The 23,099-nt window shown below is 48.8% G+C and carries 18 protein-coding genes; 9 read left to right on the forward strand and 9 right to left on the reverse strand.

The window, feature by feature from the left end; all coding sequences use genetic code 11:
- Positions 1 to 3 precede the first annotated feature (3 nt).
- Complete coding sequence (locus tag JTN23_RS14645) at positions 4 to 1,035, forward strand: S41 family peptidase (RefSeq protein WP_247235602.1); 1,032 nt, start codon at positions 4 to 6, stop codon at positions 1,033 to 1,035.
- Between the two features lie 94 nt (positions 1,036 to 1,129).
- On the opposite strand, the gene JTN23_RS14650 is transcribed toward JTN23_RS14645, so the two are convergent.
- The 9 genes from JTN23_RS14650 to JTN23_RS14690 form a co-directional block, all read right to left on the reverse strand.
- A complete protein-coding gene (locus JTN23_RS14650; protein WP_247235603.1) occupies positions 1,130 to 2,023 on the reverse strand; it encodes an SDR family oxidoreductase in 894 nt (297 codons plus the stop codon).
- A 216-nt stretch (positions 2,024 to 2,239) separates the two neighbouring features.
- Complete coding sequence (locus JTN23_RS14655; protein WP_247235604.1) at positions 2,240 to 3,430, reverse strand: MFS transporter; 1,191 nt, start codon at positions 3,428 to 3,430, stop codon at positions 2,240 to 2,242.
- A gap of 723 nt (positions 3,431 to 4,153) precedes the next feature.
- Positions 4,154 to 6,235 (reverse strand): sulfatase-like hydrolase/transferase, encoded by a 2,082-nt coding sequence (locus JTN23_RS14660; RefSeq protein WP_247235605.1) that lies wholly within the window; start codon positions 6,233 to 6,235, stop codon positions 4,154 to 4,156.
- 195 nt (positions 6,236 to 6,430) lie between these two features.
- Positions 6,431 to 7,909 (reverse strand): arylsulfatase, encoded by a 1,479-nt coding sequence (locus tag JTN23_RS14665; RefSeq protein WP_247235606.1) that lies wholly within the window; start codon positions 7,907 to 7,909, stop codon positions 6,431 to 6,433.
- Between the two features lie 145 nt (positions 7,910 to 8,054).
- Positions 8,055 to 9,488 (reverse strand): sulfatase family protein, encoded by a 1,434-nt coding sequence (locus JTN23_RS14670; protein WP_247235607.1) that lies wholly within the window; start codon positions 9,486 to 9,488, stop codon positions 8,055 to 8,057.
- Positions 9,489 to 9,573: 85 nt separating this feature from the next.
- On the reverse strand, positions 9,574 to 11,166 hold the full coding sequence (locus JTN23_RS14675; protein WP_247235608.1) for a RagB/SusD family nutrient uptake outer membrane protein: 1,593 nt from the start codon (positions 11,164 to 11,166) through the stop codon (positions 9,574 to 9,576).
- A 33-nt stretch (positions 11,167 to 11,199) separates the two neighbouring features.
- Positions 11,200 to 14,514, reverse strand: coding sequence for a TonB-dependent receptor (locus tag JTN23_RS14680; protein ID WP_247235609.1), 3,315 nt, complete (start codon positions 14,512 to 14,514; stop codon positions 11,200 to 11,202).
- Positions 14,515 to 14,731: 217 nt separating this feature from the next.
- Positions 14,732 to 15,862, reverse strand: coding sequence for a FecR family protein (locus tag JTN23_RS14685; RefSeq protein ID WP_247235610.1), 1,131 nt, complete (start codon positions 15,860 to 15,862; stop codon positions 14,732 to 14,734).
- 87 nt (positions 15,863 to 15,949) lie between these two features.
- The gene (locus tag JTN23_RS14690) at positions 15,950 to 16,504 is read right to left on the reverse strand and encodes an RNA polymerase sigma factor (RefSeq protein WP_262918536.1); all 555 of its coding nucleotides are present in this window, start codon (positions 16,502 to 16,504) and stop codon (positions 15,950 to 15,952) included.
- Between the two features lie 785 nt (positions 16,505 to 17,289).
- On the opposite strand from JTN23_RS14690, the gene JTN23_RS14695 reads away from it, so the two are divergent.
- The 8 genes from JTN23_RS14695 to JTN23_RS14725 all read left to right on the forward strand — a co-directional run bounded on the left by JTN23_RS14695 (position 17,290) and on the right by JTN23_RS14725 (position 23,000).
- The gene (locus JTN23_RS14695) at positions 17,290 to 18,168 is read left to right on the forward strand and encodes a helix-turn-helix domain-containing protein (RefSeq protein WP_247235611.1); all 879 of its coding nucleotides are present in this window, start codon (positions 17,290 to 17,292) and stop codon (positions 18,166 to 18,168) included.
- 111 nt (positions 18,169 to 18,279) lie between these two features.
- Positions 18,280 to 18,849, forward strand: coding sequence for a DapH/DapD/GlmU-related protein (locus JTN23_RS14700; protein WP_247235612.1), 570 nt, complete (start codon positions 18,280 to 18,282; stop codon positions 18,847 to 18,849).
- A 64-nt stretch (positions 18,850 to 18,913) separates the two neighbouring features.
- The gene (locus JTN23_RS14705) at positions 18,914 to 19,399 is read left to right on the forward strand and encodes a cupin domain-containing protein (protein ID WP_247235613.1); all 486 of its coding nucleotides are present in this window, start codon (positions 18,914 to 18,916) and stop codon (positions 19,397 to 19,399) included.
- Between the two features lie 119 nt (positions 19,400 to 19,518).
- The gene (locus JTN23_RS14710) at positions 19,519 to 20,004 is read left to right on the forward strand and encodes a cyclophilin-like fold protein (protein WP_247235614.1); all 486 of its coding nucleotides are present in this window, start codon (positions 19,519 to 19,521) and stop codon (positions 20,002 to 20,004) included.
- Between the two features lie 178 nt (positions 20,005 to 20,182).
- Positions 20,183 to 20,725 (forward strand): alpha/beta hydrolase, encoded by a 543-nt coding sequence (locus JTN23_RS25925; protein WP_310586721.1) that lies wholly within the window; start codon positions 20,183 to 20,185, stop codon positions 20,723 to 20,725.
- Entirely contained in the window at positions 20,713 to 21,345 is a 633-nt protein-coding gene (locus JTN23_RS14715) for an alpha/beta hydrolase (protein ID WP_262918537.1), read from the forward strand. The genes JTN23_RS25925 and JTN23_RS14715 overlap by 13 nt, the downstream gene beginning before the upstream one ends.
- Positions 21,346 to 21,396: 51 nt before the next feature.
- Entirely contained in the window at positions 21,397 to 21,792 is a 396-nt protein-coding gene (locus tag JTN23_RS14720; RefSeq protein ID WP_247235615.1) for a (R)-mandelonitrile lyase, read from the forward strand.
- A gap of 149 nt (positions 21,793 to 21,941) precedes the next feature.
- Entirely contained in the window at positions 21,942 to 23,000 is a 1,059-nt protein-coding gene (locus JTN23_RS14725) for an NAD(P)-dependent alcohol dehydrogenase (protein ID WP_310586722.1), read from the forward strand.
- Positions 23,001 to 23,099 lie beyond the last annotated feature (99 nt).

Consider the following 23,099-nt stretch of genomic DNA (forward strand, 5'->3'; position numbering starts at 1 on the left):
GCCATGAAAACATTCGTTAATATCTGTCTTCTAATCGTTGCAACCTTCATTTTCAGTGCCTGCGAAAAGTCATTCATTGACCCGCAAACACCCAATACACCCGAAACCAACTTTGATGCCCTGTGGCAGGAGTACGACCGGCTGTATGGCCAGTTTGAGGTAAAGCAGGTAGATTGGAACGCCCTTTACAAGCAGTACCGCCCCAGAGTAAACGCCGGTACTACCGACCGGGAGCTACTTACGGTTATGGGCGAGATGCTCGACCACCTCAATGATAATCATATCTACGTCCGACCTACCCTGGATACGGGCCTGCCCTACTACAACGGCGGCCTGCTGGGGCGTCAGAAATTTGAGGATTTCAGTACCAAGGTGGTAGACAAGTACCTGTTGGAAAAGAAAAAGTATGGCAATGATATAGAGTACGGCTGGCTGCCCGGTAACATCGGGTACCTCTCCCTGCTGGGCTTCTCCAATGACTTTAACTACTATCCCGAAGCCATGGATATCGTGCTGGGAGAGCTGAAAGAAGCAAAGGGTTTAGTCATAGAACTGCGGAACAACGGTGGGGGCGAAGACCGGGTAGCCCAGTACATTGTCAACCGCTTTGCTACCTCTAAGCACCTGTCCTTTACCAGCAGGTTACGCAACGGACCTGATCACAACGATTTTGCCCCCCAGATCCGGTTCTATACCGAACCAGCGGGGAGCTTTCAGTATACCAGGCCGATCGTGGTTCTTACGCGCCGCCAGACTTACAGCTCCGGAGAGACATTCGTACTGGGCATGAAACAGGTACCCCATGCCATGATGGTAGGTGACAGTACCGGGGGTGCTTTCTCGGATGCCATCCGGAGAGAACTACCCAACGGCTGGTTGTACCGGGTCCCGGTTGCCGATGTACGTGATGCGGAAGGCAAAAACCACGAAGGAGTAGGCCTGGCCCCTACCCTGCTCGTTCAGAACAAAAAGGAAGAAATAGAGGCGGGCAGGGACCGAGCACTGGAAAAAGCGATAGAGATCCTTTCCAGGTAGTGACAAACTACCCGATACACAGTAAACGAGCAAGACCTGATAGTGTGGTAATACCAGGTCTTGCTCGTTTGTATTCAGGATGGTTAGTAATCCATCAGATAGTAGGCGTACCTCCCGTTACCTGTACGGTTGACGCTGTCATGTAACTTGAATCCTCCGAAGCCAGCAGTACGTAGATGGGTGCCAGCTCAGCGGGCTGTCCGGCCCGCTTTAGGGGCGTATTCTGACCAAAGGTTTTGACATCCTCGGGGGGCATGGTTGACGGGATCAGGGGCGTCCAGATAGGACCCGGAGCCACGCAGTTCACCCGTATACCATCCTCGGCCCAGAGCTGTCCCAGACTGGCGGTAAAGTTCTGTATGGCGCCCTTGGTGGCCGCGTAGGGTACCAGTATGGGCTTTGGGTTATACGCATTCACGGAGGTAGTGTTGATCACTGTACTTCCGGGCTTCATATGAGGCTTGGCGGCCTTGCACAGGTAGAACATGGCGTAGATATTGGTTCGGAAGGTATAATCCCACTCCTCGCTCGGCACTTCCTCCAGTGATTCTCTCGCCATCTGGAAAGCAGCATTGTTAACCAGTATATCAATCTGTCCGAACTCCTCAACAGCCCGCTGAATAATGCTTTTACAGTGAGCCTCCTCGCTGATATCCCCGGGTACCAGCACGGCTTTTCGTCCGGCTTCCTCTATATAGCGTGCTGTCTCCTTAGCGTCTTCATGCTCACTTAGATACGAGATTAGCACGTCAGCCCCCTCCCGGGCAAAGGCAATGGCTACGGCCCGGCCAATTCCGGAGTCGCCCCCTGTGATGATGGCTTTACGTCCCGTAAGCTTGCCGGAGCCCCGGTATGAATTTTCGCCATGATCGGCTTTGGGTTGTAGCTCCGCCTCGGTACCTGGTACCGATTGTTCCTGTTCAGGGTATTCAGGCTTGGGGTACTTGTCCTTAGGGTCCTGCTGCGTATTCTCTGCGCTTGAACTCATAGTTTCTCTGCTTTTAATGGTTGGATTGATTAACTACTTTCTTTCCCTCCTTCTCGGTAAGGATACTTTAGTAACTAAAAGCCAAGCTCTTCGTCCTCCACCAACCCCTAAAAAGTTCAGATGTCCTACCTCCTGCTCCGATGGTACCCATAAAAAAAAGCCCCAGAGCAGACCTGCCCCGGGGACTTTATCGGAATACGATTTACTGATATAGCCCTAGTAGGCTTCTTCTAGAACCTGTACCGGTACCTGGGAGGACTGACGTGCTCTTGTTCTTTTTACTAAGAGCCAGGCAAAAAAGATTCCAACCAGCGCCATGGCCATGCCCACCAGCTGAGGGGATGTATAGCCATACCCGGCCGCGATCGGAAGACCACCTAAAAAGGCGCCCAGAGCATTACCCAGGTTAAAGGCAGCCTGAGTTACCGAGGCTCCCAGCATTTCGGCATCCCTGGACGTTTGAATCATAAGTATCTGAATGGGTGCGGCCAGAGCCAGGGAACAGCAGCCTGCCATAAACGTCAGGACTAGTGAAGCTACCTGATTCGATGAAAACAGGTATATGAGCAGTAAGGTAGCCGCCATGGCGGTTAGCAGTACCATGGTGGCTGTAAGAGGCTTTAACCGATCGGCCAGCTGACCTCCAACCACATTACCTACCACCATACCCAGTCCCGCCACAATCAGAATGTAGGGTACCATCGAAGCCGGAAAGTGGGATACCTCCGTCATGAGCGGGGCAATGTAGCTGATCCAGCAGAACAACCCTCCGGTACCAATGGTGGTAATCAGAATAATCAGCCAGGGCTCGATCCGGCGGAATAGCCGTAGCTCCGACTTCAGACTTCCGGAATGGGAGGCAGGCACGGCAGGTAGCCGCATATAGATAGACAGGGTAGTAATAAGGCCGATAAGACCAATGCCGCCAAATGTATAGCGCCAGGAGTAGTTGTGGCCTATGTAGGTACCCAGGGGTACCGTCAGCAGATTGGCCACGGTCAATCCCGCGAACATCAGTGATATGGCCTGCGCTTTTTTCCCCTGGTCAGCCAGCTTGCTGGCCACGACCGACCCCACGCCAAAAAAGGCTCCGTGGGGTAATCCGGAAAGTAGCCGGGCTACAAACAACGACAGGTAGTTGGGAGCAAAAGCGGATATCGTATTAAAAACCGTAAAGAGCAACATCAGCAGGATCAGGATCTTCTTGGGAGCCATCCGGCTGCTGGCGGCCACCAGTAAAGGAGCGCCTATCACTACACCCAGGGCATAGGCCGAAATGATAAGTCCTGCCTGGGGAATAGACACCGAAAATTCCTGGGCAATATCCGGCAGGAGCCCCATGATCACAAACTCGGTAGTACCGATTCCCAGTCCCCCCAAGGCCAGTGGTAATAATCGTTTTTTCATTTTTTCTACTTCAACCGGGTAGCCTTCTGAGCAAGATGCCCGAACTACTCAACTTTAAATTTTACTACTATACAAGTTAAAATGCAATGCGCTCAGACCACCATCCAACAGGCTTTGAGAGAGTATACATAGTAAGTTTTATATTAAAATAGTTATATATACTACTCCTACTGGACCAAGGGGCCATCTCTGAACTCATGTAGCAACACGCATTGCAAATCATTGGTTTAAGCCCACATTACAAATTTTGGCTTAATAGCGCATCTTCTTTAAAACATCAACCTACGTATTTAAATAGTGATACCTATGTTGTAAAACTACTATTTAGACAATTTACATCCGCAGTAGCCCCGGGATTAATCTGATAGTAGAATAATTAATAACAGTATAGTTAAAATCATATTACATCTACCTCCCAGGAGCAAAAGTCGCTCCTGAGAGGTAGGGTACATCCGGTGATTTTGAGAAAGTAGGGTCGTAGGTAATGTGGCGGGCCAGTAGTTCAGATAAAGCCATGGTATACGAAGCCTTTTATATACCATGGCTTATTGTATATTGTAGCATAGCAGCTGCTATGCTACAATATATAAACTAAGAAAGAGTGCCTGGATTGAAGGCCAGACGTCTTTATTGATATTAATACCTGCCGGATAAGCTCCGGCTTTAGAAAGCTAGCAGTACTACCATTACTTGAAGAATATGCTATTTCATCCTGTGTATTCTCTATCTGCCTGACCTGTTTTCGCTATCGGGCTGACCTACTCGCTGAAAAGCCAGCGGTTGTACCGAGAAGCCCGGTCCACTCCAGGTTGCGGTGAGAGATGGTTTTGTATGTTTGCCTCCGGCGTAAATGAGCCGCAGTGGATGGTACCCTTTCTCCAGGTGTACTTTGCTGCTAAGCAGGCTACCCGATTTATACCCTTTATCCGCATCCAGTACGGTAGCATCGTGCAATCGGAGTACAGCTCCCCCGTCTGCCTGAACAGTAAATGTATACTCGCCGGTCTGGGGTACTTCCAGCAGTCCCTGGTACTGGATGACAAGGTCATGGTCACGGGTACGCACGCTCAGATCCATTCCTTTACCTCTGCCCGACTTTTTAGGTGGTACCCCAAGGCTGGATGGCAAAGCAACCCAGGGAGCAGAAACCTCAAACACCTGATACTCCAGTCCTCCTTCAGAAGCCTGTTCCGCCTTAAGAGCCGGTATGGCTACCTGGTCGTAGGGCCTGACGGCGCTGGTGTCAGGACGGCGAACCCGTAACACCTGTTCTTTCATGCGTTTCTGTAGCTCCTGGTAGTAGGTGGAGCTGCTACTGAGGTCGTTCCACTCCTTGGCATCGCTGCGGGTATCGTAGATCCGAAAATTATCCTGCCCGGACTTAATGTTGGTCCGTATGCCTTTGTAGCCGTCCAGGTAGATCACCTGCATCTCACCGTGTGCCTGCCCCCGATGCGAAGGATCAAAACTTTCGAAATCGGGCGTTTGCCCATTTACCTGGTACTCGATGTAAACAGTAGATGGTGCCTGACTTCCTTTTCCGGTCAGCGTAGGTACCAGTGATACCCCATCTGTATTGGCTGGTGTGGGAACGCCAGCCAGCTGTGCAAAAGTAGGTAACCAATCGTGGAAGCCACTTGGGGCATCATTCCGCTGGTTAGCGGAAACCTGTCCGGGCCACCGGACAATGGTAGGCACTCGTATTCCGCCTTCCCAAACGTCCCTCTTGATGCCATCCATGGCTCCGTAGCTATCAAAAAATGTAGGCTTGTAGGGACCGTAGCCATACGACTCAGTATGGGGACCGTTGTCAGAGGTGAATATGATCAGGGTCTGTTCATCAATTTCCAAATCCTTCAGGAGCTGAATCAGATCACCAACCCCATCGTCAATACGGCGTACCATTGTAGCATGGCGCTTCTGCTCGTCAGGCCAGTCTTTGCTGGCATAATCCGGGTGGATGTAGTGGTCTATGGTATCTGATACTGTATTGATGAAGCGGCCGGCTTCCCCTTTCCACTGCACCCCGCCCTTCAGTCCTCCTCCGGCCGGATAAGGAGAAGCGGGTACCTGAAGTCCCGCGTGTGGCGTATCATATGCCAGGTAGAGGAAAAAGGGCTGATTGGGTTGTTTTTGCTTTTGCTCGATAATCCATTTCTTCGCTCCGGCGGTAAACAAATCAGCCGTATATACTCCTTTAAGGTGTTTTGAGATCTCCTCCTGCCCCTGGTAAAGCTCTACCGCAGGACGCTCCCGGGCTTTGTGGGCGGGATAATGATTGTGTCCATCGCGGTGACGGACATAGCCCAGAAAATAGTCAAAGCCACGCCTGGTCGGATAAGCCTCCCAGGTAGCCGGACTATCTCCTTCAAGTCCCTGTAGTCCCCATTTCCCAACAATCCCGGTTGCGTACCCTGCCTGCTTCATTACGGATGCAATCGTATGATTATCTGCCAGGGCTTTATCAAACTGATTATTCCGTATGTTGGCGTGTCCCTGATGCTGCCCCAGCATCAGCGAGGCGCGGGAAGGAGCACAAACCGGTGCAGGTACATAATGGCGTGTAAGGAGTAGCCCCTGACGAGCCATCTCATCCAGGTGGGGGGTTCTTAGTGAGGGCTTTCCTGCGGCTGCCCTCTCATTCTGAAACAGTACTCCTACATCCCCGTACCCCAGATCGTCCGTCAGTATGAATATAATGTTGGGTGACTTTTGAACAGCGCTGGCTCTTTCAGCTGGTTTCCGACAGCCTACCTGAATGAGCAAAGTCAGTAGGACTAATAAAGAAATTATTACTCTTTTCATTTTTATACTTAATAGTTATTAAGGGTATGGCTTTAGGGATAACATCCGCCAGTTCTTACAGACGGTTCAACAGGGTCTGAGTACCTTCTTGTATATTATTAGTTTGCTAATTGGGAATTTGAGCTGCTTATGGCCGCTCCTGAAACGAGCGCTTCCTAGAAGCAATAGTACTATTGATTAATTAGTACGATCAGGCTACCTGCTAGTCGTCTGTACAAACTCCCATACGGGTACATGGGAAGGCCGGTGCTCCTTTCGTACTATCTGATCGAACCTGGCAAGGATATCCGGATGCGTAGCCGCCAGGTCAGTAGTTTCACCCTTGTCTTCTTCCAAGTTGTACAGCTCCCAGCTAGCCTCTTTATTCTTCTTCATATTTACCTTCACTCCTTTCCATTTCCCCATCCGAATGGCTAGTTGCCCCCCTTTTTCCGGGTATTCAAAATAGAGGTACTCATGTTTTCTCTGCCTGCCAGCCTGCCCCAATAGGGTGGGAAGAAAAGAAATCCCATCCGTTTCTAGGGGGCCAGCCTTTACCAGTTCGGCCAGAGTGGCCATGACATCGTAATGGACTGCTACGTGATCTGTTACTTTTCCGGGTGCTATTTTCCCGGGCCACCTGGCCACCATTGGCATCCGGATTCCTCCTTCGTACATATCCATTTTTAAGCCTCTGAACGGCCCTACACTCTCAAAAAATTGGGCATCTACCCCGCCGTTGAAGGTCGTACCATTATCAGAGGTGAAAATAATAAGTGTGTTTTCATCAAGACCTAGTTCCTTGACCAGAGCCATTACCTCTCCTACCTTTTTGTCCATATACGTAATCATGGCCGCATAGGTAGCGCGTGGATAGGGCGTAGAGGCATAGTTCTGCTGCCCATAGTAGGGTTTTTCTTCAAACTTGCCCAGGTATTCCTTAACGGCTTCCTCAGGAGCCTGTAGGGAAACGTGGGGAATGGTGAACGGCAGGTAAAGGAAGAAGGGGGTGTTCCTGTTCTCACGTATGAACCGCCGGGCTTTCTCCGCCATTTTATCAATGGCGAATTCGTTTCCCTGGTAGTAGCTAAAATCGCGATCGGTGGCCTTTTGAGGATCCAGTCGACGGTGCACATCTATCACCGGATTATTGAGAGTATCCCATTTTCCGTTCTCCCATAGGTGGGTCGGATAGTAATTGTGTGCCTGCTTCTGATCGTAATATCCATAGAAGTAATTAAAACCCTGCTGGTTAGGATTGCCGGTACTGTATCCCATTCCTAACCCCCATTTGCCGATACAGGCCGTTGTATAGCCTGCCTTCTGCAGCATGGTACCTATGGTCACCGTATTGGCAGGCAGGGGCATTTGTCCTCTTTCCGTCGAATCAGCAAAGCCTCCCAGCTCGTAGTTTCCTCTGATGTAGGAATGCCCCCCGTGCGTACCCGTCAGGAGTTGACACCGGGAGGGAGCGCATACGGGGGTGCTGGTGTAGTAATCAGTAAAGCGAATACCTTCACGGGCAATGCGATCAATGTTAGGTGTGCGTATTTTCTTTTGACCGTAGCAGCCTAGCTCGGCGTATCCCAGATCATCCGCGTATATGAAAATGATGTTGGGTTTTGCAGACTTCTGAGCCTGTACCAGCTCATTGCTTAGAGTAATAAGAGACAACAGGAGAAAAATAGATCGCATGATAATAAGAGTTTAGAATTCTATCGCGCCACGGCTTCAACTGTACCTGGCCAGTAGCTAAAAGGTGTTCTGCATGTAGCAAATTAAGACTACAGGTAGCTGAGGCTCATCTCAGCCACCTGTAGGGTACAGATGTAAAAGGTTGCTAATTAGAAGTTACTCCACTTTCACGAACCCCCTTTCCTGCTCTTTTTGTGATATCATCACCCAGATCATCGCGTGCTTCATCGGCTAGTTTCTGAAGCTCAGCCACCACGGCCGGATACTGATCCTTTACATCATAGCGTTCGCCCGGATCACGGCCCAGATCGTAAAGCGCCATGGGGAAGGGGTGATTCTCAGGTGCCGGGCCGGGTAGCCCATTGGTACCCGGACGCTGCCCTTCGTACGAGCGACCTTCATGGGCAAAGACCAGCTTCCAGTCGCCTTTCCTGACTGCTTCGAGGCTATTACGACGGTAGTAGTAGTAGAAGCTCTCGCGGGGAGTGACACTGTCGTCTCCTTTCAGGAGTGCTTTGAAGTCTACGCCATCAATCTTCTGTTTAGGTAACCGAGCCCCGCTAAGAGAAGCGATCGTCGGTAGAATATCCAGTGTGGTGAGCAACTTGTTATTCACCTTACCGGCCGGAACAACGCCCGGCCATCGAATGATGCAGGGTACCCGGTGCCCTCCGTCGAACGAGGTACCTTTGCCCTCCCGGAAACCACCCGACGAACCGGCATGATCTCCGTAATTCAGCCAGGGACCGTTATCAGAGGTGAAAATAACAATCGTGTTTTTGTCCAGCCCCTGTTTTTTCACTTCGTCCAGAATCTGGCCCACCGACCAATCCAACTCCATCATTACATCACCAAAGAGTCCACGGGAGCTTTTACCCCGAAAACGGGGAGAAGCAGCCAGCGGAACATGGGGCAAAGGATGAGGGATGTAAAGGAAGAACGGATCCTTCTTGTGGTTTCGGATAAATTGCACCGCCTTTTGCGTAAAGGTACCAGTCAGTTCGCTGGCATCCTCCAGGGTGTTGATAGCCTTGCCTGGCTTATCTCCCTCGATAAGGTGCAAAGTCGGGTACTTGGCCCTTGCCTGCGCTGGATGCAGCGGCCACATATCATGCGAGTAGGGGACCCCATAGTACTCGTCAAACCCATGTTGCAAAGGCAGAAACTGGGGGCGGTCACCCAGGTGCCATTTGCCAAAGATACCCGTGGCGTAGCCCTGTTCTTTCAGGAGCTCAGGGAGCGTTTCTTCTGAGGAGTTGAGACCAAGGGGCGATTTAGGTCCTAAAGCACCGTAAAGCCCTATCCTATTCGGATAGCATCCCGTAAGCAAGGCGGCCCGGGAGGCAGAGCAAACGGCCTGTGCCGCCAGGAAATTCGTAAAACGGGTTCCCTCAGCCGCCATCCGGTCCAGATTGGGGGTCTGGTAGCCCAGCGCACCATAGCAGGATAGGTCACCGTATCCCAGATCATCCATGAAGAAGAGGATGACATTCGGCCGATCGGCCTTCCTGGAAGTAGGAAGTGACAAAAATCCGGATAGAACTACCGTTACGAGTACAGCTGCAATCAATTTTTTCATAGTAATTGACGTATAAGATTACTACCCTTCTGTCTATTCAATCTCATAATGGGTAGTAATAAAGGTTGATGAATGAGGACTCTATCTACCAGCCCGGGTTTTGAGTCAGCTCTTTATTTAGATCCAGCTCCTTCTGAGGGATCGGCCACAGGTAGTCGCGGTTTGGATTGAAAACCCGCTCAAAAGCCTGTACCTGAACCGTCTTCAGCTCGTTGTTGTCAACCCAGGTCATACCGTATACATTGCCGGGCATCATCTTCTCGGCTGTCTTCCAGCGTCTGATATCAAATAACCGTAACCCCTCGAACGCCAGTTCGACCATCCGTTCATGACGTACAATTTCCCGAAGTTGAGCCTGTGACAAGTCTGTGGGTACCGAAGGTAGCTTTACATCCTGACGGCCGTTCCGAACCAGGTTAATAGCATCATATACCGATTGGTCAATCTGATTCAGTTCGATTTTTGCCTCGGCGTATGTCAGAAGTACTTCAGCATAGCGTATCAGGATTATATTGATACCGCTCACAGCAGGGGTAGCAAAATCCTCCGGATTGATGTACTTCTTTAGGACATAGCCCGTAGTGGTAGCCAGGTAGGTGTTCCCAATGGCATCAGCGGTACCACTGTTGGGTTCCGGGCGGAAGGCGACTCCGCTGGGTAGTGGATCGCCCGACAGGAACATCGTGAAGCCCAGACGCGGATCACGGTTCTTATTCGGATTGCGAGGATCAAAACCACTGGCCGGATCTGTAATAGGAAGACCATTCGCCATGGTAAAAGCGTCAGCTAGTTTCTTCGTAGGCACAAAGGTATTATTAGCCGTTTTCTGACTATACGGCCCCATGTGTGCAAAAATATTGTGACTTAATCCGGCACTACTGATATACTGGCGGTCCAGAATTACTTCCGGATTATTTTCAGCCGCGTAGCTAAATAGTTTGCCATACTGGGGATACAGGCTATATCCTAACTTCATTACCTCACTGGCAGCTGTTGCCGCCTGCTGATATTGACCGGAATAGAGGCTGGCCCGAGCCAACAGGGATAAAGCGGCTCCCCTGGTAATGCGCCCCTTATCAGTAGCCGGATAGGTGGTTGGCAACACGCTAGCTACGGCGGTTAGTTCACTCGTAACAAAGTCCCATACCTTTTGTACTTCATCGCGTTTGAGTTGCTTGGCTTCGTCAGTTGTTAGTGTCTTGGTCACAATGGGTACTCCTCCGTATAAACCCGCTAGATTGACGTAGTGGAAAGCGCGCAGAAAGCGCATTTCGGCTTTCAAGCGCTCAATCAGCGCACTATTGGTGGTAGCAACCTTGTCAACATTTTCAAGAAAGTCGTTCACCGTAGCTATACCCGCATAGGCATTGACCCACTCATCGTTGATTCGCGAGTTGGAGGCATCATGTGTCCCACTCTCAATGAAAGCATTTACGTTAAATACCTGATTGGTATGACCAATATCCGTAATTCCATCCAGAGCAAATATGCTAAGTCCAGTTAGATAGCTATAAGCCGCATTGGCCGCCAGCAGGGCATCACTTTCCGTTTTCCAGAAGGTGGCCGTTGAGATGCGATCGTTAGGAACGGGGTTCAGCAAATCCTCCTGGCAGGAAGCCAGCATCAGCGACATGGCAGCCACTGATAGGAGTTGACGGGTTTTTGAAGAGAATGTCATATGTTATATATAATTAACAGTCAAAGGATGAATTTAGAATTGAAGGTTCACCCCCAGCGTCTTCATGGCAGACTGAGGATAGTACACACCGCGTCCGGATTCCACTTCCGGGTCCAGATTCCATTCGTTAAGTCTGGAAATGGTAAAGACGTTGGTAGCTGATACATAGACGCTGGCACGCTGAATCCAAAGCTTGCTACTAAACTTTGCTGGTATGTTGTATACCAGCTGGATGTTTTTGAGACGCAGGTACGAACCATCTATGATCAGGCGGTCGGTAGTAGCCTGATTACGCAAATCCAGCTTGGTAGGCCGGGGGAATCGGGCATTCGGGTTCTCGGGTGTCCAGTAGTTATTGGTGTAGATCTTATGGGTAAACCCTTCGTAATTCCCCTGCTCTGAAAGTGCTCCCGCTAGTCGTACATCTACATCGGCCGTTCCCTGAAATAAAATATTCAGCTGGAAGTTTTTGTACCCGGTACTGCTATTCAGGCTGAATGAATACCTGGGGAAAGGATTTCCAATCATGGTCATATCCGCCGTAGTGATGATTCCATCCTTATTCAGATCTACAAAGGCCACATCTCCGGGTTTGGCCGTGCGCTGGAAGTAAGGGGTCGACTCGGCATCAGCCTCCGTTTGAATAAGGCCGTTCGTCAGGTACCCCCAGTGGGCATTGATTGGAAGCCCTTCCTTGATAATATAACGGGGATCAATGTCTGAGCCGGTTATATAAGGCCCCGTGCCGTTCAGACTGAGAACCTTGTTATTGTTCATTGAGAAGTTACCATTCAGGCTATAATTGACTCCCCCACCGGTTGTATTTTGATACGTAATTCCCAGTTCCAGACCCTTATTTTCTACCACTCCCGCATTCTGTGGACCCGGCAGGAGTCCAATCGTCTGCGGTATAGGCAGGTTAAGCAGGATGCCGTCCGTTATTTTCTTGTAGATATCAAAGGTCAGGTTAAGCTTCCGCTGCAACAACGAAGCATCCAGCCCCAGGTTGGTTTGGGTATTGGTTTCCCAGGTAACGTTAGGGTCTATACGCGTAGACTGACGATAGCCCGCTACGACATTACCCCCAAAGGTATAGCTGGTTGCGGTAAGCTGGGGAAAGAACAGGTAGGGAGCGATGGCTTGGTTTCCGGTCTGTCCATAGGAGCCACGCAGCTTCAATTCATTGAATACATTTTTCAGAGAGCTAAAAAACTCTTCTTCCGAAATACGCCAGCCCAGTGAGCCCGAAGGGAAGAAGGCGAACTGGCGGGAAGGTGAGAAGCGGGAAGAACCATCGCGCCGGGCATTCAGCTCAAGCAGGTACTTATTGGCAAAGGTATAGTTGACCCGGCCAAAGAACGATCGCAAGCCACCCTCTTCGTCATACCCTCCGTTATTTTTGGTAGCATCGTTTATCCCCTGTCCTATGGACTGGATATCATTGTTATAAAACTGCTGGCGGTAGGCGTTCAAACCAAAAAACTGATAGTAGTACTCCTGATAGCCTCCCATGATGCTGAAGGTATGATTCCCCCAGTCACGGTGGTAGGTCAGCAGGTCCGTAATAGTGTATTCCCGTCGCTGATTACGTACTTCGGTAAGGTTGTTATTAGCAACGGTCTTAACTACACCGGTATTAGGATCCCGGTTGGTATACGCATTGTTAAATTCTTTCTGGTAGATGCCCGTATAGTTCCCGGCTACCTGTACCGACAGGGTAAGGTTGTCCAGGATGTCCCACTCTCCTTTAACACTGCCAAGCATCCGGTCAACTGCTTCACGATTGAGTCCACTCATTTCGGCGTACATCAGGGGATTGTTACCCTGCTGGCTCAGCCCATAAGTTCCGTCTGGATACTTAGGTACTGCCCACAGTGATCCGTGGTAAAAGAAATTGATCACGTTGCCGGTTGGTGCGGTAGAGGTGTTGTACCGGTAATTGACATCGGTATTAAACCTGATTTTGGGAGATACATTGAAGTCAGTATTGAGTCGTATCTCCTTGATCTTGGCATCATAGTTTGTGATCATTCCGGCCTGATCCATCATCCGGATACTCGCCCTGGCTCTGAAATTTTCATTACCCCCGCTAACTGACAGCGTTTGGTTTGACATGGGAGCGGGCTTCAGCATGGTTTCAAACCAGGTATTGGGTAAGGGGTACTTAAGGCGATCTGTTGCCTGGATCCATTCATTGATGGATTGATCGGTGTAACGGGCGGGTAGTGCCGCTCCTACATTGCGGTAGGCTGTCTGCTGGAGGCGCATGTACGGTTCAAGGTCCATCATTTCCGGGCTATTGATTGAGGTCTGAATACCATAGTAGCCATTGTAGTTTACGGATACCTTACCCGTTTTCCCGCGTTTAGTCGTTACCAGAATTACCCCGTTGGCACCACGTGATCCGTAAATAGCCGTAGAAGAGGCATCTTTCAGTACCGTTACGGACTCAATGTCCTCAGGGTTCATATCAAATAACGTTTGCTCCACGCCGTCTACTACCACAAGTGCAGAGTTATCGCCCAGAGTAGTAATACCTCTGACCCGCATGGTTGCACTGGTACGACCCGGAGCACCTCCGCGATCCAGTACGGTTAGCCCCGGGGCTAACCCCTGTAGAGACTGCTGTACATTACCAACGGGACGAGAAGTAATCTGTTCATTCTGAATCGTAGACACCGCACTGGTCATGGTTACTTTCTTCTGAGTACCAAAGCCCACTACGACCACTTCTGACAGATTGGCGACATCTGCTTCCAACTGAACCGTAATAGTACTCCTGGTACCAACTGCTACTTCCTGGCTCTTATATCCCACAAAGCTAAAAACCAGTACAGCGGCTGCGTCAGGAACATCAATCTGAAACTGGCCTTCCGCGTTGGTGGTAGTCCCCCGCTGGGTACCTTTTAGAATAACACTAACGCCGGGCAGGCCTTCTCCCTTTTCATCGGTAACCTTACCCGTCACCGGTTGCAGAGTACTACTAGCGCCGTTTGGGTACTTGCCTGGTATAGCGCCCTGCTCTTTCGGGTCCTGGCTTAGTATAATTTGTTTTCCAGCTATTTCGTAGTTTATGTGCAAAGGCTTTAGAAGGATATCCAAGACATCTTTGAGGGGTCTGTTCTGAATATTCAGCGTTACCTTACGGCCCGACTGAATCACCTGGGGACTATAAGAAAATTTAGCCTCTGCTAGCTTTTCAATTTCTTTCAACACCACCTTCACACTCTCCTCCGTGACCTTTAAGGTTATTCTGCGCTCTAGAACCTCCTGAGCAGAAAGACTATTCGACCAAGCAGTACCGATGAAAATAAAGGCAAGAAAGACTTGAACCAATGATATTTTCATACACTGTATTAGTATAGAGTTCACATGTTTCATACATTTGATTGTTTTGTTCTTTTTGAAGATTAGGGCAAAATACTCCCTATCAGCCCTGCCAGGCTGAGATCGGGATAACTAGCCAGCGGTGGGGCAACTCTGCTGGCTTTTTACTTGTAGAAGGAAGTGGTAATTATGTCTTCATGAAGCTGTATGGGTTAAATGGGAAAAATATGGTATAGGGTTACAGGGATTTACAACCAGTGGAGTGGATAATGATGTAGGCATCAATGACCTCATAGGTAGCACCTATCGATTTGCATATAATGGTAAGCTTCTCTCTGAAGGTTTCGTTGGAAAGGGAGGCGGTTAGCTGGCAGGTTTCTAACTGGCTCTTCGTATAGATGAGGTCAACCCCATATACCTTCTCAAGATCTTCAAATACAGAAATCACCGGGGCTTCTTCATAGGTAAAGCTGGGCTCCTGAGCCTCCTCTGAAAAAATAGGAAGGGGAGCATCCACCAGCTTTTTGTTAAACTCTTCGCTCTGCCGGGAAAACTTGACCTGCTGGTTCGGCCTTAGAACAACACCCGTTTGTTCAGTCCCTGATGCGGGCCGCTTGGTAAGGGTACTGTTCTTGAATACACTTACCTGTCCACTATGCACCTTTACGATCACGTCCCTGGAATCTTCGTAAGCCTCCACTTCAAAGCGGGTACCCAGCACTTTGGTAACCAGCTCATTGGCATAGACAATGAAAGGCATATTCGGATTTTTGACTACATCCAGTACGGTTCTCCCTGAGATGTTTACCGTTCGATCAACCTTTCCGAATTTAACTGAGTAGCTAATGCGGCTACCAGGGTATAAAAGTATCGTTGATCCATCAGGTAGTGTGACGGAGTCAATCCGGGACGTGGTATTAGCCGTCTCAATGACAGAGTCAAAGAGTAACGTTTTATGCTTCGTATAAATAGACTCCCTGTCATTATTCCCGTAAAAGTACCTCAGCCCGATACTGATCATAACAAGGATACAGGCAGCCACAGCTATGACCTGCGCCAGAGATGAGCTTTTTATACGCCAGGATCGGGAAGTACGTTGGTTATACTGGGCATTGGTGGAGAGAATCCGGTTTAAAAGCTGTTCTTCTGCCTCTTCAGAAAGAAAGGTGCGGGTATAATCATCCAATCCCAGTTGTACCGCTTCTATTAACCTTTTAGCTTGATTCCATTCTTCCGCCCTATTAGGATTACAAGCCAGCCAGTTCTCCCAAAAGGATTGAGATGATACGGTGGGATGCAAGTGATGCTGTAAAAAAGCATCATCGGTAACGAAATCAGCTACGGTAAATCGTGTATAATCCTTTTTCACGGATATAGGTCTGCCTTTTCACATAGATGACCAATTCCGGGCTATCATACTCACTTATCTGAAAGAAAAGAAGAAAAAATATTAAATTTAGATGGCTATCCAGCTCCGGAGCCGCTCAACCGCCCTAAATACCAAGTTTTGGGCTGACTGACGGTTAACCGATAGCAATGAGGCGATTTCACCATAATCCATGTTTTCTACATAGCGAAGACGAATTGCTTCCTGCTGTCGCGGGGGAAGTTGAGCGATTAGTTTTTTGATTAGGTCCTGTCGGTTGTAAAACTCATCGTTCTGGTTGAATATACCATCCGAAGACTCTTCCCAGAGCGTATCAAAATCTTCATCAGCCAGAGATACATATACCTGTTCCTTCCGTTTCAGAAGGTGAAGAATCCTAACCTTAAGCGACTTGAGTAAGTAAAAGCGCATATTATCAGGTACTGAAAGCCTCTCACGCTTAATCCAGAGCTCTGTAAAAACATCATGGATACAATCAAAAACAAATGCTTCTGACACCGAAACTAAACTCATTCCATACCTGTACATGACTTTCACATGCAGACGGTATATCTGAGTATAGGCCTCTTCATCACCTGATTGAAAGGCTTCCCATAGCAACTTTTCATCCTTCGTCTCAATCATGTTGGGGATCTACGTTATCCGTCAAAAGTTAAACAAGAAAGTCAACTTTCATTTTTTCATACCTATTACACGTTTCTCTGACCAAGTAAAGGCTCGATCTTAGGAGAATATGATCTATATACTGCCAGGTCGTCTTAACTGTCAGCTGCCAACGAGCGATCCATCCGGTAAGTCTAACGGTCAGCGGAGAGTGTAAGTAGTCTATACGGTCAACAAGAAAAGGTAGCATAGGCTGTACTTGATTGGTTGGTGAAGGACAGAAGGTTTATTTACTATACTTAATCTACATAATTTATAGAGTTCCCTAATACAAGAAAAAGCCTGCTTGCGATATTGGGTACATACATGGGAGTGTCTTGATTTGTTAAACAGGGAAAAAAGGGGCGTTGGTAGGCCGAAAAATTAAATACAACAACTATTTGACGCCGACGGCAGGCGGTACAAACTAGTATCTAAAGCAGGATGTTGGACATTGTTTAGGGACATAGTATGTATGTGCTGTTGTGCGCTTCGTATGCTTACCAATGAGTTGTTGTACTACACGATCGTTGGCAAATGTGAATAGACAAATCTGGTTTTCCAAACTTTTTGAAACTGAATTACGGGTAATACGGCTAATAGTTGCCACTCGTTAACGGTTTTTTTTTCGAATCTAGAACATTCATGATCAGCGAATTAACTGTAATACTCCAGGTTTGGCACCCTTTCTGTATAGCAGAGCTTTTTTTAGCAAAGTAGTCCCGTTACATCCCACAACTGCTATTTGATTTTCTTAACTTTGCTTAATGGAAAACAAGATAGTGCGACCCGTTTCAGAATTCAACACCGAACTGAAATTGAAAGGATTCAATGTCTTTCAGATTGAAAGTGACGGTCAGGCCACCCGCATCTACAGTAGAAAGGACTTTTATAAAATTTGTCTGACTACCGGTAAGAGCATCATTCACTATGCGGACCGAAGTTTTGAAGCCGAGGGTACTATTTTATTCTTTGGCAATCCCCATATCCCCTATTCCTGGGAGACTCTGTCCACTACCTATGTAGGCTATACCTGCCTTTTTTCAGAAGATTTCCTAAAAGTATCTGAGCGTTCCGAAAGTCTGCAGCAGTCCCCTCTATTCAAGATTGGCGGTACTCCCATCCTAAAGATAAGCGAGCAGCAGCGGGAGTTCTTGAATACCATCTTCCAGAAAATGATTGATGAGCAGCAGACGGATTATGCTTATAAAGACGACCTTATACGCAACTACATCCATCTGATCATTCACGAAGCGCTCAAACTGGAGCCTTCGCAGAACTATGACCAGCATAAGAACGCCGCCTCCCGCCTTACTTCCGTGTTCCTGGAGCTTCTGGAAAGACAGTTCCCGATTGAAGGGTCCGACCGGCCGCTGCAACTTAAGACGGCCCAGGACTATGCTGATCATCTGCATGTGCATGTCAACTACCTGAACCGCGCCGTGAAGGAAGTGACCGGCAAGCCCACCACTACGCATATTTCAGAACGCATCATCAGCGAAGCCAAGGCTTTGCTTCAGCATACGGACTGGAATATAGCCGACATAGCCTATGCGCTAGGCTTTGAGTATCCCTCCTATTTCAACAACTACTTCAAGCGTCTGACCGGCACAACTCCCAAGTCCCTGCGAGGACAGGAGGTTTGAAATCCTTAATGATTGGTTTGATTCTCATTACCCGTCGGGGTAATGGGTAGAGTATCTTTGTGTTTTTAAAATCTTAGGGCAGCCAGCGCTTCCCGAAAACACACCAAAGGTATGAATCAAGCGAATCAGGATATATTTGATAGGATGAGAGCCGGAGAATTATTGCGGTTAGATGACCCGCAGTATCCAAAGGTGCTGGAGATTGTATCCCGTACCATCCGATTATCTGCCGAACTTAATACGGCCACCGACGTGGACCAGGTACGCGAACGGCTAAGTGACATCATAGGTACCCAACTGGATCAGAGTACCACTGTATTTCCCCCTTTCTACACCAATTTTGGCCGGTTTATCCGGATCGGCAACAATGTGTTTATCAATCATGCCTGCTCCTTTCTGGATATGGGAGGTATTACCATTGAAGACGATGTACTAATAGGCCCCAAGGTAAACCTCATCACCGAAAATCATCCGGTAGATCCCACTACTCGAAAAGCACTTATTTTAAAACCAATCGTCGTGAAGCGGAATGCCTGGATTGGTGCCGGAGCTACCATCCTCCCCGGCGTGACCATTGGCGAGAACGCCATCGTAGCGGCAGGAGCCGTGGTAGCTAAGGATGTTCCGGCCAATACCGTGGTAGGTGGTGTACCCGCCCGATTCATCAAAACGATAGAATGATCATGAACTGTCCGACCCTATTGCTCGGACCCATTAACTAGTCCCTTAAACACCGACGCGACGTATGAAAAATTCCTTAATAGCGGTTTTTGCTTTGGTAACCTTGTTCAGCATAGGCTGTAAGACTCTGGTACCTCAGCAATCCACTGCTGCCGAAACCAATGCCATCTTCCCCAAAGGTGAATTAGGACCCGCCCAGAACTTCACCGGCAGGGCCTGGGCCTACGGTCTGGTAGCGGATGATACCGTTTACAATACCCTCGTCGGCAACGTCTACTTCGAGCCGGGCGCCCGAAGCAACTGGCATATTCACCCGGCCGGGCAGATGCTGCTCATCACGGATGGCGTAGGCTACCACCAGATACAGGGACAGCCCCGGCAAACGATCCGCAAAGGCGATGTTATAAAGTGTCCGCCCAATGTCATGCATTGGCACGGAGCCAGCCCTGATAGGGGAATGCAGCAAATCTACATCCTGCCCAATACAGAAAAAGGAATTGTAAAATGGCTGCACCCGGTAACAGATGAAGAATACAACAAAGCAGATTAAAGTGCTGTGTTAAAGTCTACCCTATGGGGGAAAAGTAAAAATCAAATTGATCCAACCAATAGCAGGTACCAGAAATCGGCAACCCAATTTCAAGTACCTGCTATAAAAACGCAACCGCTATGAACTATTCCCTTACCCTTATTTTCTCGCTCCTATTCTTTACTACAAGTTTTGCCTCTTGTGACCAGGTCGCCACGGTATCCGGAAGCTCTGACGCGGGAAAAGAGGATAATAGCAACACTCCTAATCTCACTGGAAGTAAAATGAGAATAAAAATCGGAACCCATACTTTTCTGGCCACACTTGATGACAATGCTGCCGCTACCGCTTTTAAAACGCTGTTGCCTCTGACCCTGGCGATGAATGAGCTAAACGGGAATGAGAAATATTTTGATTTTTCCACCAGTCTGCCGACCAACGCATCTAATCCCGGGACCATTCAGATCGGCGATCTGATGTTGTACGGTTCTAAAACGCTGGTACTCTTCTATAAAAGCTTTCCAACCCCGTACAGCTATACCAGGCTTGGCCGCATTACTGATCCTGCTGGGCTTGCGGCGGCTTTGGGTTCTGGAAATGTAACCGTCACGTTTGAATTGGAATAAAAAGCATAGAGAAGGCCTTAGAGTTAAAGAATAAAATTATCAGGAATACATTCCACCTATTTAAAAATTTAGCCCTATGCATAAATCAACCTGGAAGCTACTACTACCAATACTAGCCTCTGCCATCCTATTACTAGTTTCTACTAGTAATGCAACCTCGGCATTATCTTTATCAAAAGTGAAGCCAGCAGAAACCTATACTGTAACGCTTGTTCCGGCCGAAAACGGTTCTTATACAATCACCCCCAAAATTCCGGAAGACGGTAAAGTACCGGCGGGTACCATCTTAACCGTACAAGCCAAACCCGCATCTGCTTACAGTCTGGATGCCGTATACTACACGGTAAAGGGAGGCATGTGGGGAACGACAAGCTACGAAAGCTTTTCGCCCACAATGAAAATTACGGTTACCAAGGATAAGAAGATTGGAGCCACTTTTGTGCCGCGTTCGCTGGTGAAAGATATAAAAGTAACCCAGGATGTTGTGTATGCCAAGCCAGGAATCAAGCCTCTGAAGTACGATGTTTACTCTCCGAAAAACGCCAAAAACCTGCCTATAGTTGTCATCATTCATGGGGGAGGCTGGTCTTCAAACAACGAAGATATCATGCGGGGCCTGGCCCGGGAGTTGGTTAAAGATGGCAAATATGTGGTATTCAGTATTGATTACCGGTGGATGAACAAACTGGACGGAGACCCCCAGCCTACATGCACCAATTGATTGAAGATGTTTTTGGGGCTATAGCCCATATCCAGGAACATGCGGCGCAGTATGGCGGGGACCCAACCCGAATTGCGGTGACGGGCGACAGCGCCGGCGGCCATTTGGCAGAAGCAGCAGCCACCCTTAGTCCACTTATTGGCAGTGGTGGTTTCGGGGCAAGCAATGGAGTGTATCAGTATATGCCCACCTACCTGCCCAAAGGAAAATCAGTTGATCAGGTAAAGAAAGAAATTACCAATGCTATTAAAGCCGTGGCGCCTAGTTACGGTGCTTCGGAGGCATCCGACTTTAAAGCATTACTGGAACAAACCGACCCCGGGTATTGGGACGCCTTTTCTCCCACAAAGCATGTACCCCAGGTAGGTGACCGGAGCCTTCCGCACTTCATGGTGCGTGGTACTAATGACCCCATCGTAAACCATGCCATGGTACAGCGCTATGTAGATGTGTTAAAGGAAGCCGGACAGCCTGTTCAATATATTCAGGTGGAAGGCGCCGGACACGCCTTTTTTGACTGGAAACCAGATGCGGCCACAAGAGCAACATTTGCCCAGTACGGAGTACCTTATGCGGCTCAAATGCAATCATTCTTAAACAGCGTTTTCTACAAGAGTTAATTGAGATTGAATTGGGGAATGAAGACGTCTGCCAAAATAAAATAAACAGCTATGGAAATCACAAGAATAGGCTCACAGCCTTCTCAGAAAGGACCCGAAGACTGGTTTACCGGTACCGTGCGGATCGATTACCTGTTTCAGGCCATTGAGCCGGCACGCGCTGGTGGTGCCCAGGTTACGTTCGAACCCGGAGCGCGTACGGCCTGGCACACCCATCCGCTCGGCCAGACCCTGATCGTTACGTCCGGTTGTGGATGGGCGCAGCGCGAAGGGGGACCCATTGAAGAAATCCGTCCCGGAGATGTAATTTGGTTTTCGCCCGGAGAGAAACACTGGCACGGTGCCACCGCCACGACCGCCATGACGCACATAGCCATTCAGGAAAGTCTTAATGGGAAGCCAGTTGACTGGTTGGAAAAGGTCAGCGACGAGCAGTACCGTGGATAGTACTCGTTAAAGGGCAAATTTGGAAACTTAGAGCCGGTACCCTAAAACAACTGGCCTGCTAGCATGTAGTATACCTATTCATGCTATATGAAACGGGGTAAGAACCCGTAGTTATTATTCTTTAGATACACAATTTGAAAATTACACGAATGGAAGTTAAAGAAATAAAAGCATTCGGAACAGAAGCGGCAGAAGCACCTTTAAATCAAATGAGTATCAACCGCAGGATACCTACACCGCACGATGTGGAAATAGAAATTCTGTACTGCGGCGTTTGCCACTCCGACCTGCATACCGTCAGGAGCGAATGGGGACCTTCGCTATACCCCTGTGTTCCCGGTCACGAGATTGTGGGTAAGGTTGTTAGTGTGGGCGGTCATGTCAGCAAATTCAAAGTAGGCGATATGGTTGGTGTAGGCTGCATGGTTGATTCCTGCAGAGAATGTCAGTATTGTAGTGAAGGGCTCGAGCAGTATTGTGAACCCGGCATGACCGGTACCTATAATTCACCTGACCAGCACCTTCCCGGTAATCCAACTTTCGGGGGGTATTCAGAAAGCATTGTGGTGGATGAGAACTATGTACTGCGTATCCCGGATAATCTGGATCCCGCCGCTGCGGCACCTCTGCTTTGCGCTGGGATCACGACTTATTCACCACTGCGTCACTGGAATGTGGGTCCAGGTAAAAAAGTGGGTATCGTAGGAATAGGCGGTCTGGGGCATATGGGCCTTAAGTTAGCAAAAGCCATGGGCGCCCATGTAGTAGCGTTTACCACCTCGGAATCGAAATTTGCAGAAGCTCAAAGATTAGGCGCTGATGAAGTGGTACTATCTAAAAACGCTGAACAAATGGCTGCCTACCATGGTAAACTCCACTTTATCCTGGATTGCGTTTCGGCAGAGCATGATATTAATGCTTACCTGGCACTGCTTCGCGTAGATGGTTCGTTAGCCCTCGTTGGAGCGCCTGAGCATCCGCTTCCCGTTGCTGCCTTCAGCCTTATTCCCGGCCGCAAGAGCTTCGCCGGATCCATGATTGGTGGCATTGCGGAAACTCAGGAGATGCTGGATTTTTGTGCCGAGCACAACATTCCTGCTGACATCGAAATAATCAACATCCAGCAGATCAACGAAGCGTATGAGCGCCTCCTGAAAGGTGATGTCAAGTACCGCTTTGTCATTGAAATGGCATCTTTGAAAAAATAAAATAGCAAGTAAAAAGGGTAAACCCAGTATATCGTGCCTATAAGGAAAACATCTGTTTTCCTTATAGGCACGAACTTTTGTAGTATGCGGGAACTTGTA

The organism is Telluribacter roseus (genome assembly GCF_017355915.2).
GTDB lineage: Bacteria > Bacteroidota > Bacteroidia > Cytophagales > Spirosomataceae > Telluribacter.

Excerpts from the sequence above, each read along its gene's own strand:
- JTN23_RS14645 (WP_247235602.1), top strand. The coding sequence starts at position 4 with ATGAAAACATTCGTTAATATCTGTCTTCTAATCGTTGCAACCTTCATT.
- JTN23_RS14650 (WP_247235603.1), bottom strand. The coding sequence starts at position 2,023 with ATGAGTTCAAGCGCAGAGAATACGCAGCAGGACCCTAAGGACAAGTAC.
- JTN23_RS14655 (WP_247235604.1), bottom strand. The coding sequence starts at position 3,430 with ATGAAAAAACGATTATTACCACTGGCCTTGGGGGGACTGGGAATCGGT.
- JTN23_RS14660 (WP_247235605.1), bottom strand. The coding sequence starts at position 6,235 with ATGAAAAGAGTAATAATTTCTTTATTAGTCCTACTGACTTTGCTCATT.
- JTN23_RS14665 (WP_247235606.1), bottom strand. The coding sequence starts at position 7,909 with ATGCGATCTATTTTTCTCCTGTTGTCTCTTATTACTCTAAGCAATGAG.
- JTN23_RS14670 (WP_247235607.1), bottom strand. The coding sequence starts at position 9,488 with ATGAAAAAATTGATTGCAGCTGTACTCGTAACGGTAGTTCTATCCGGA.
- JTN23_RS14675 (WP_247235608.1), bottom strand. The coding sequence starts at position 11,166 with ATGACATTCTCTTCAAAAACCCGTCAACTCCTATCAGTGGCTGCCATG.
- JTN23_RS14680 (WP_247235609.1), bottom strand. The coding sequence starts at position 14,514 with ATGAAAATATCATTGGTTCAAGTCTTTCTTGCCTTTATTTTCATCGGT.
- JTN23_RS14690 (WP_262918536.1), bottom strand. The coding sequence starts at position 16,504 with ATGATTGAGACGAAGGATGAAAAGTTGCTATGGGAAGCCTTTCAATCA.
- JTN23_RS14695 (WP_247235611.1), top strand. The coding sequence starts at position 17,290 with ATGGAAAACAAGATAGTGCGACCCGTTTCAGAATTCAACACCGAACTG.
- JTN23_RS14700 (WP_247235612.1), top strand. The coding sequence starts at position 18,280 with ATGAATCAAGCGAATCAGGATATATTTGATAGGATGAGAGCCGGAGAA.
- JTN23_RS14705 (WP_247235613.1), top strand. The coding sequence starts at position 18,914 with ATGAAAAATTCCTTAATAGCGGTTTTTGCTTTGGTAACCTTGTTCAGC.
- JTN23_RS14710 (WP_247235614.1), top strand. The coding sequence starts at position 19,519 with ATGAACTATTCCCTTACCCTTATTTTCTCGCTCCTATTCTTTACTACA.
- JTN23_RS14715 (WP_262918537.1), top strand. The coding sequence starts at position 20,713 with ATGCACCAATTGATTGAAGATGTTTTTGGGGCTATAGCCCATATCCAG.
- JTN23_RS14720 (WP_247235615.1), top strand. The coding sequence starts at position 21,397 with ATGGAAATCACAAGAATAGGCTCACAGCCTTCTCAGAAAGGACCCGAA.
- JTN23_RS14725 (WP_310586722.1), top strand. The coding sequence starts at position 21,942 with ATGGAAGTTAAAGAAATAAAAGCATTCGGAACAGAAGCGGCAGAAGCA.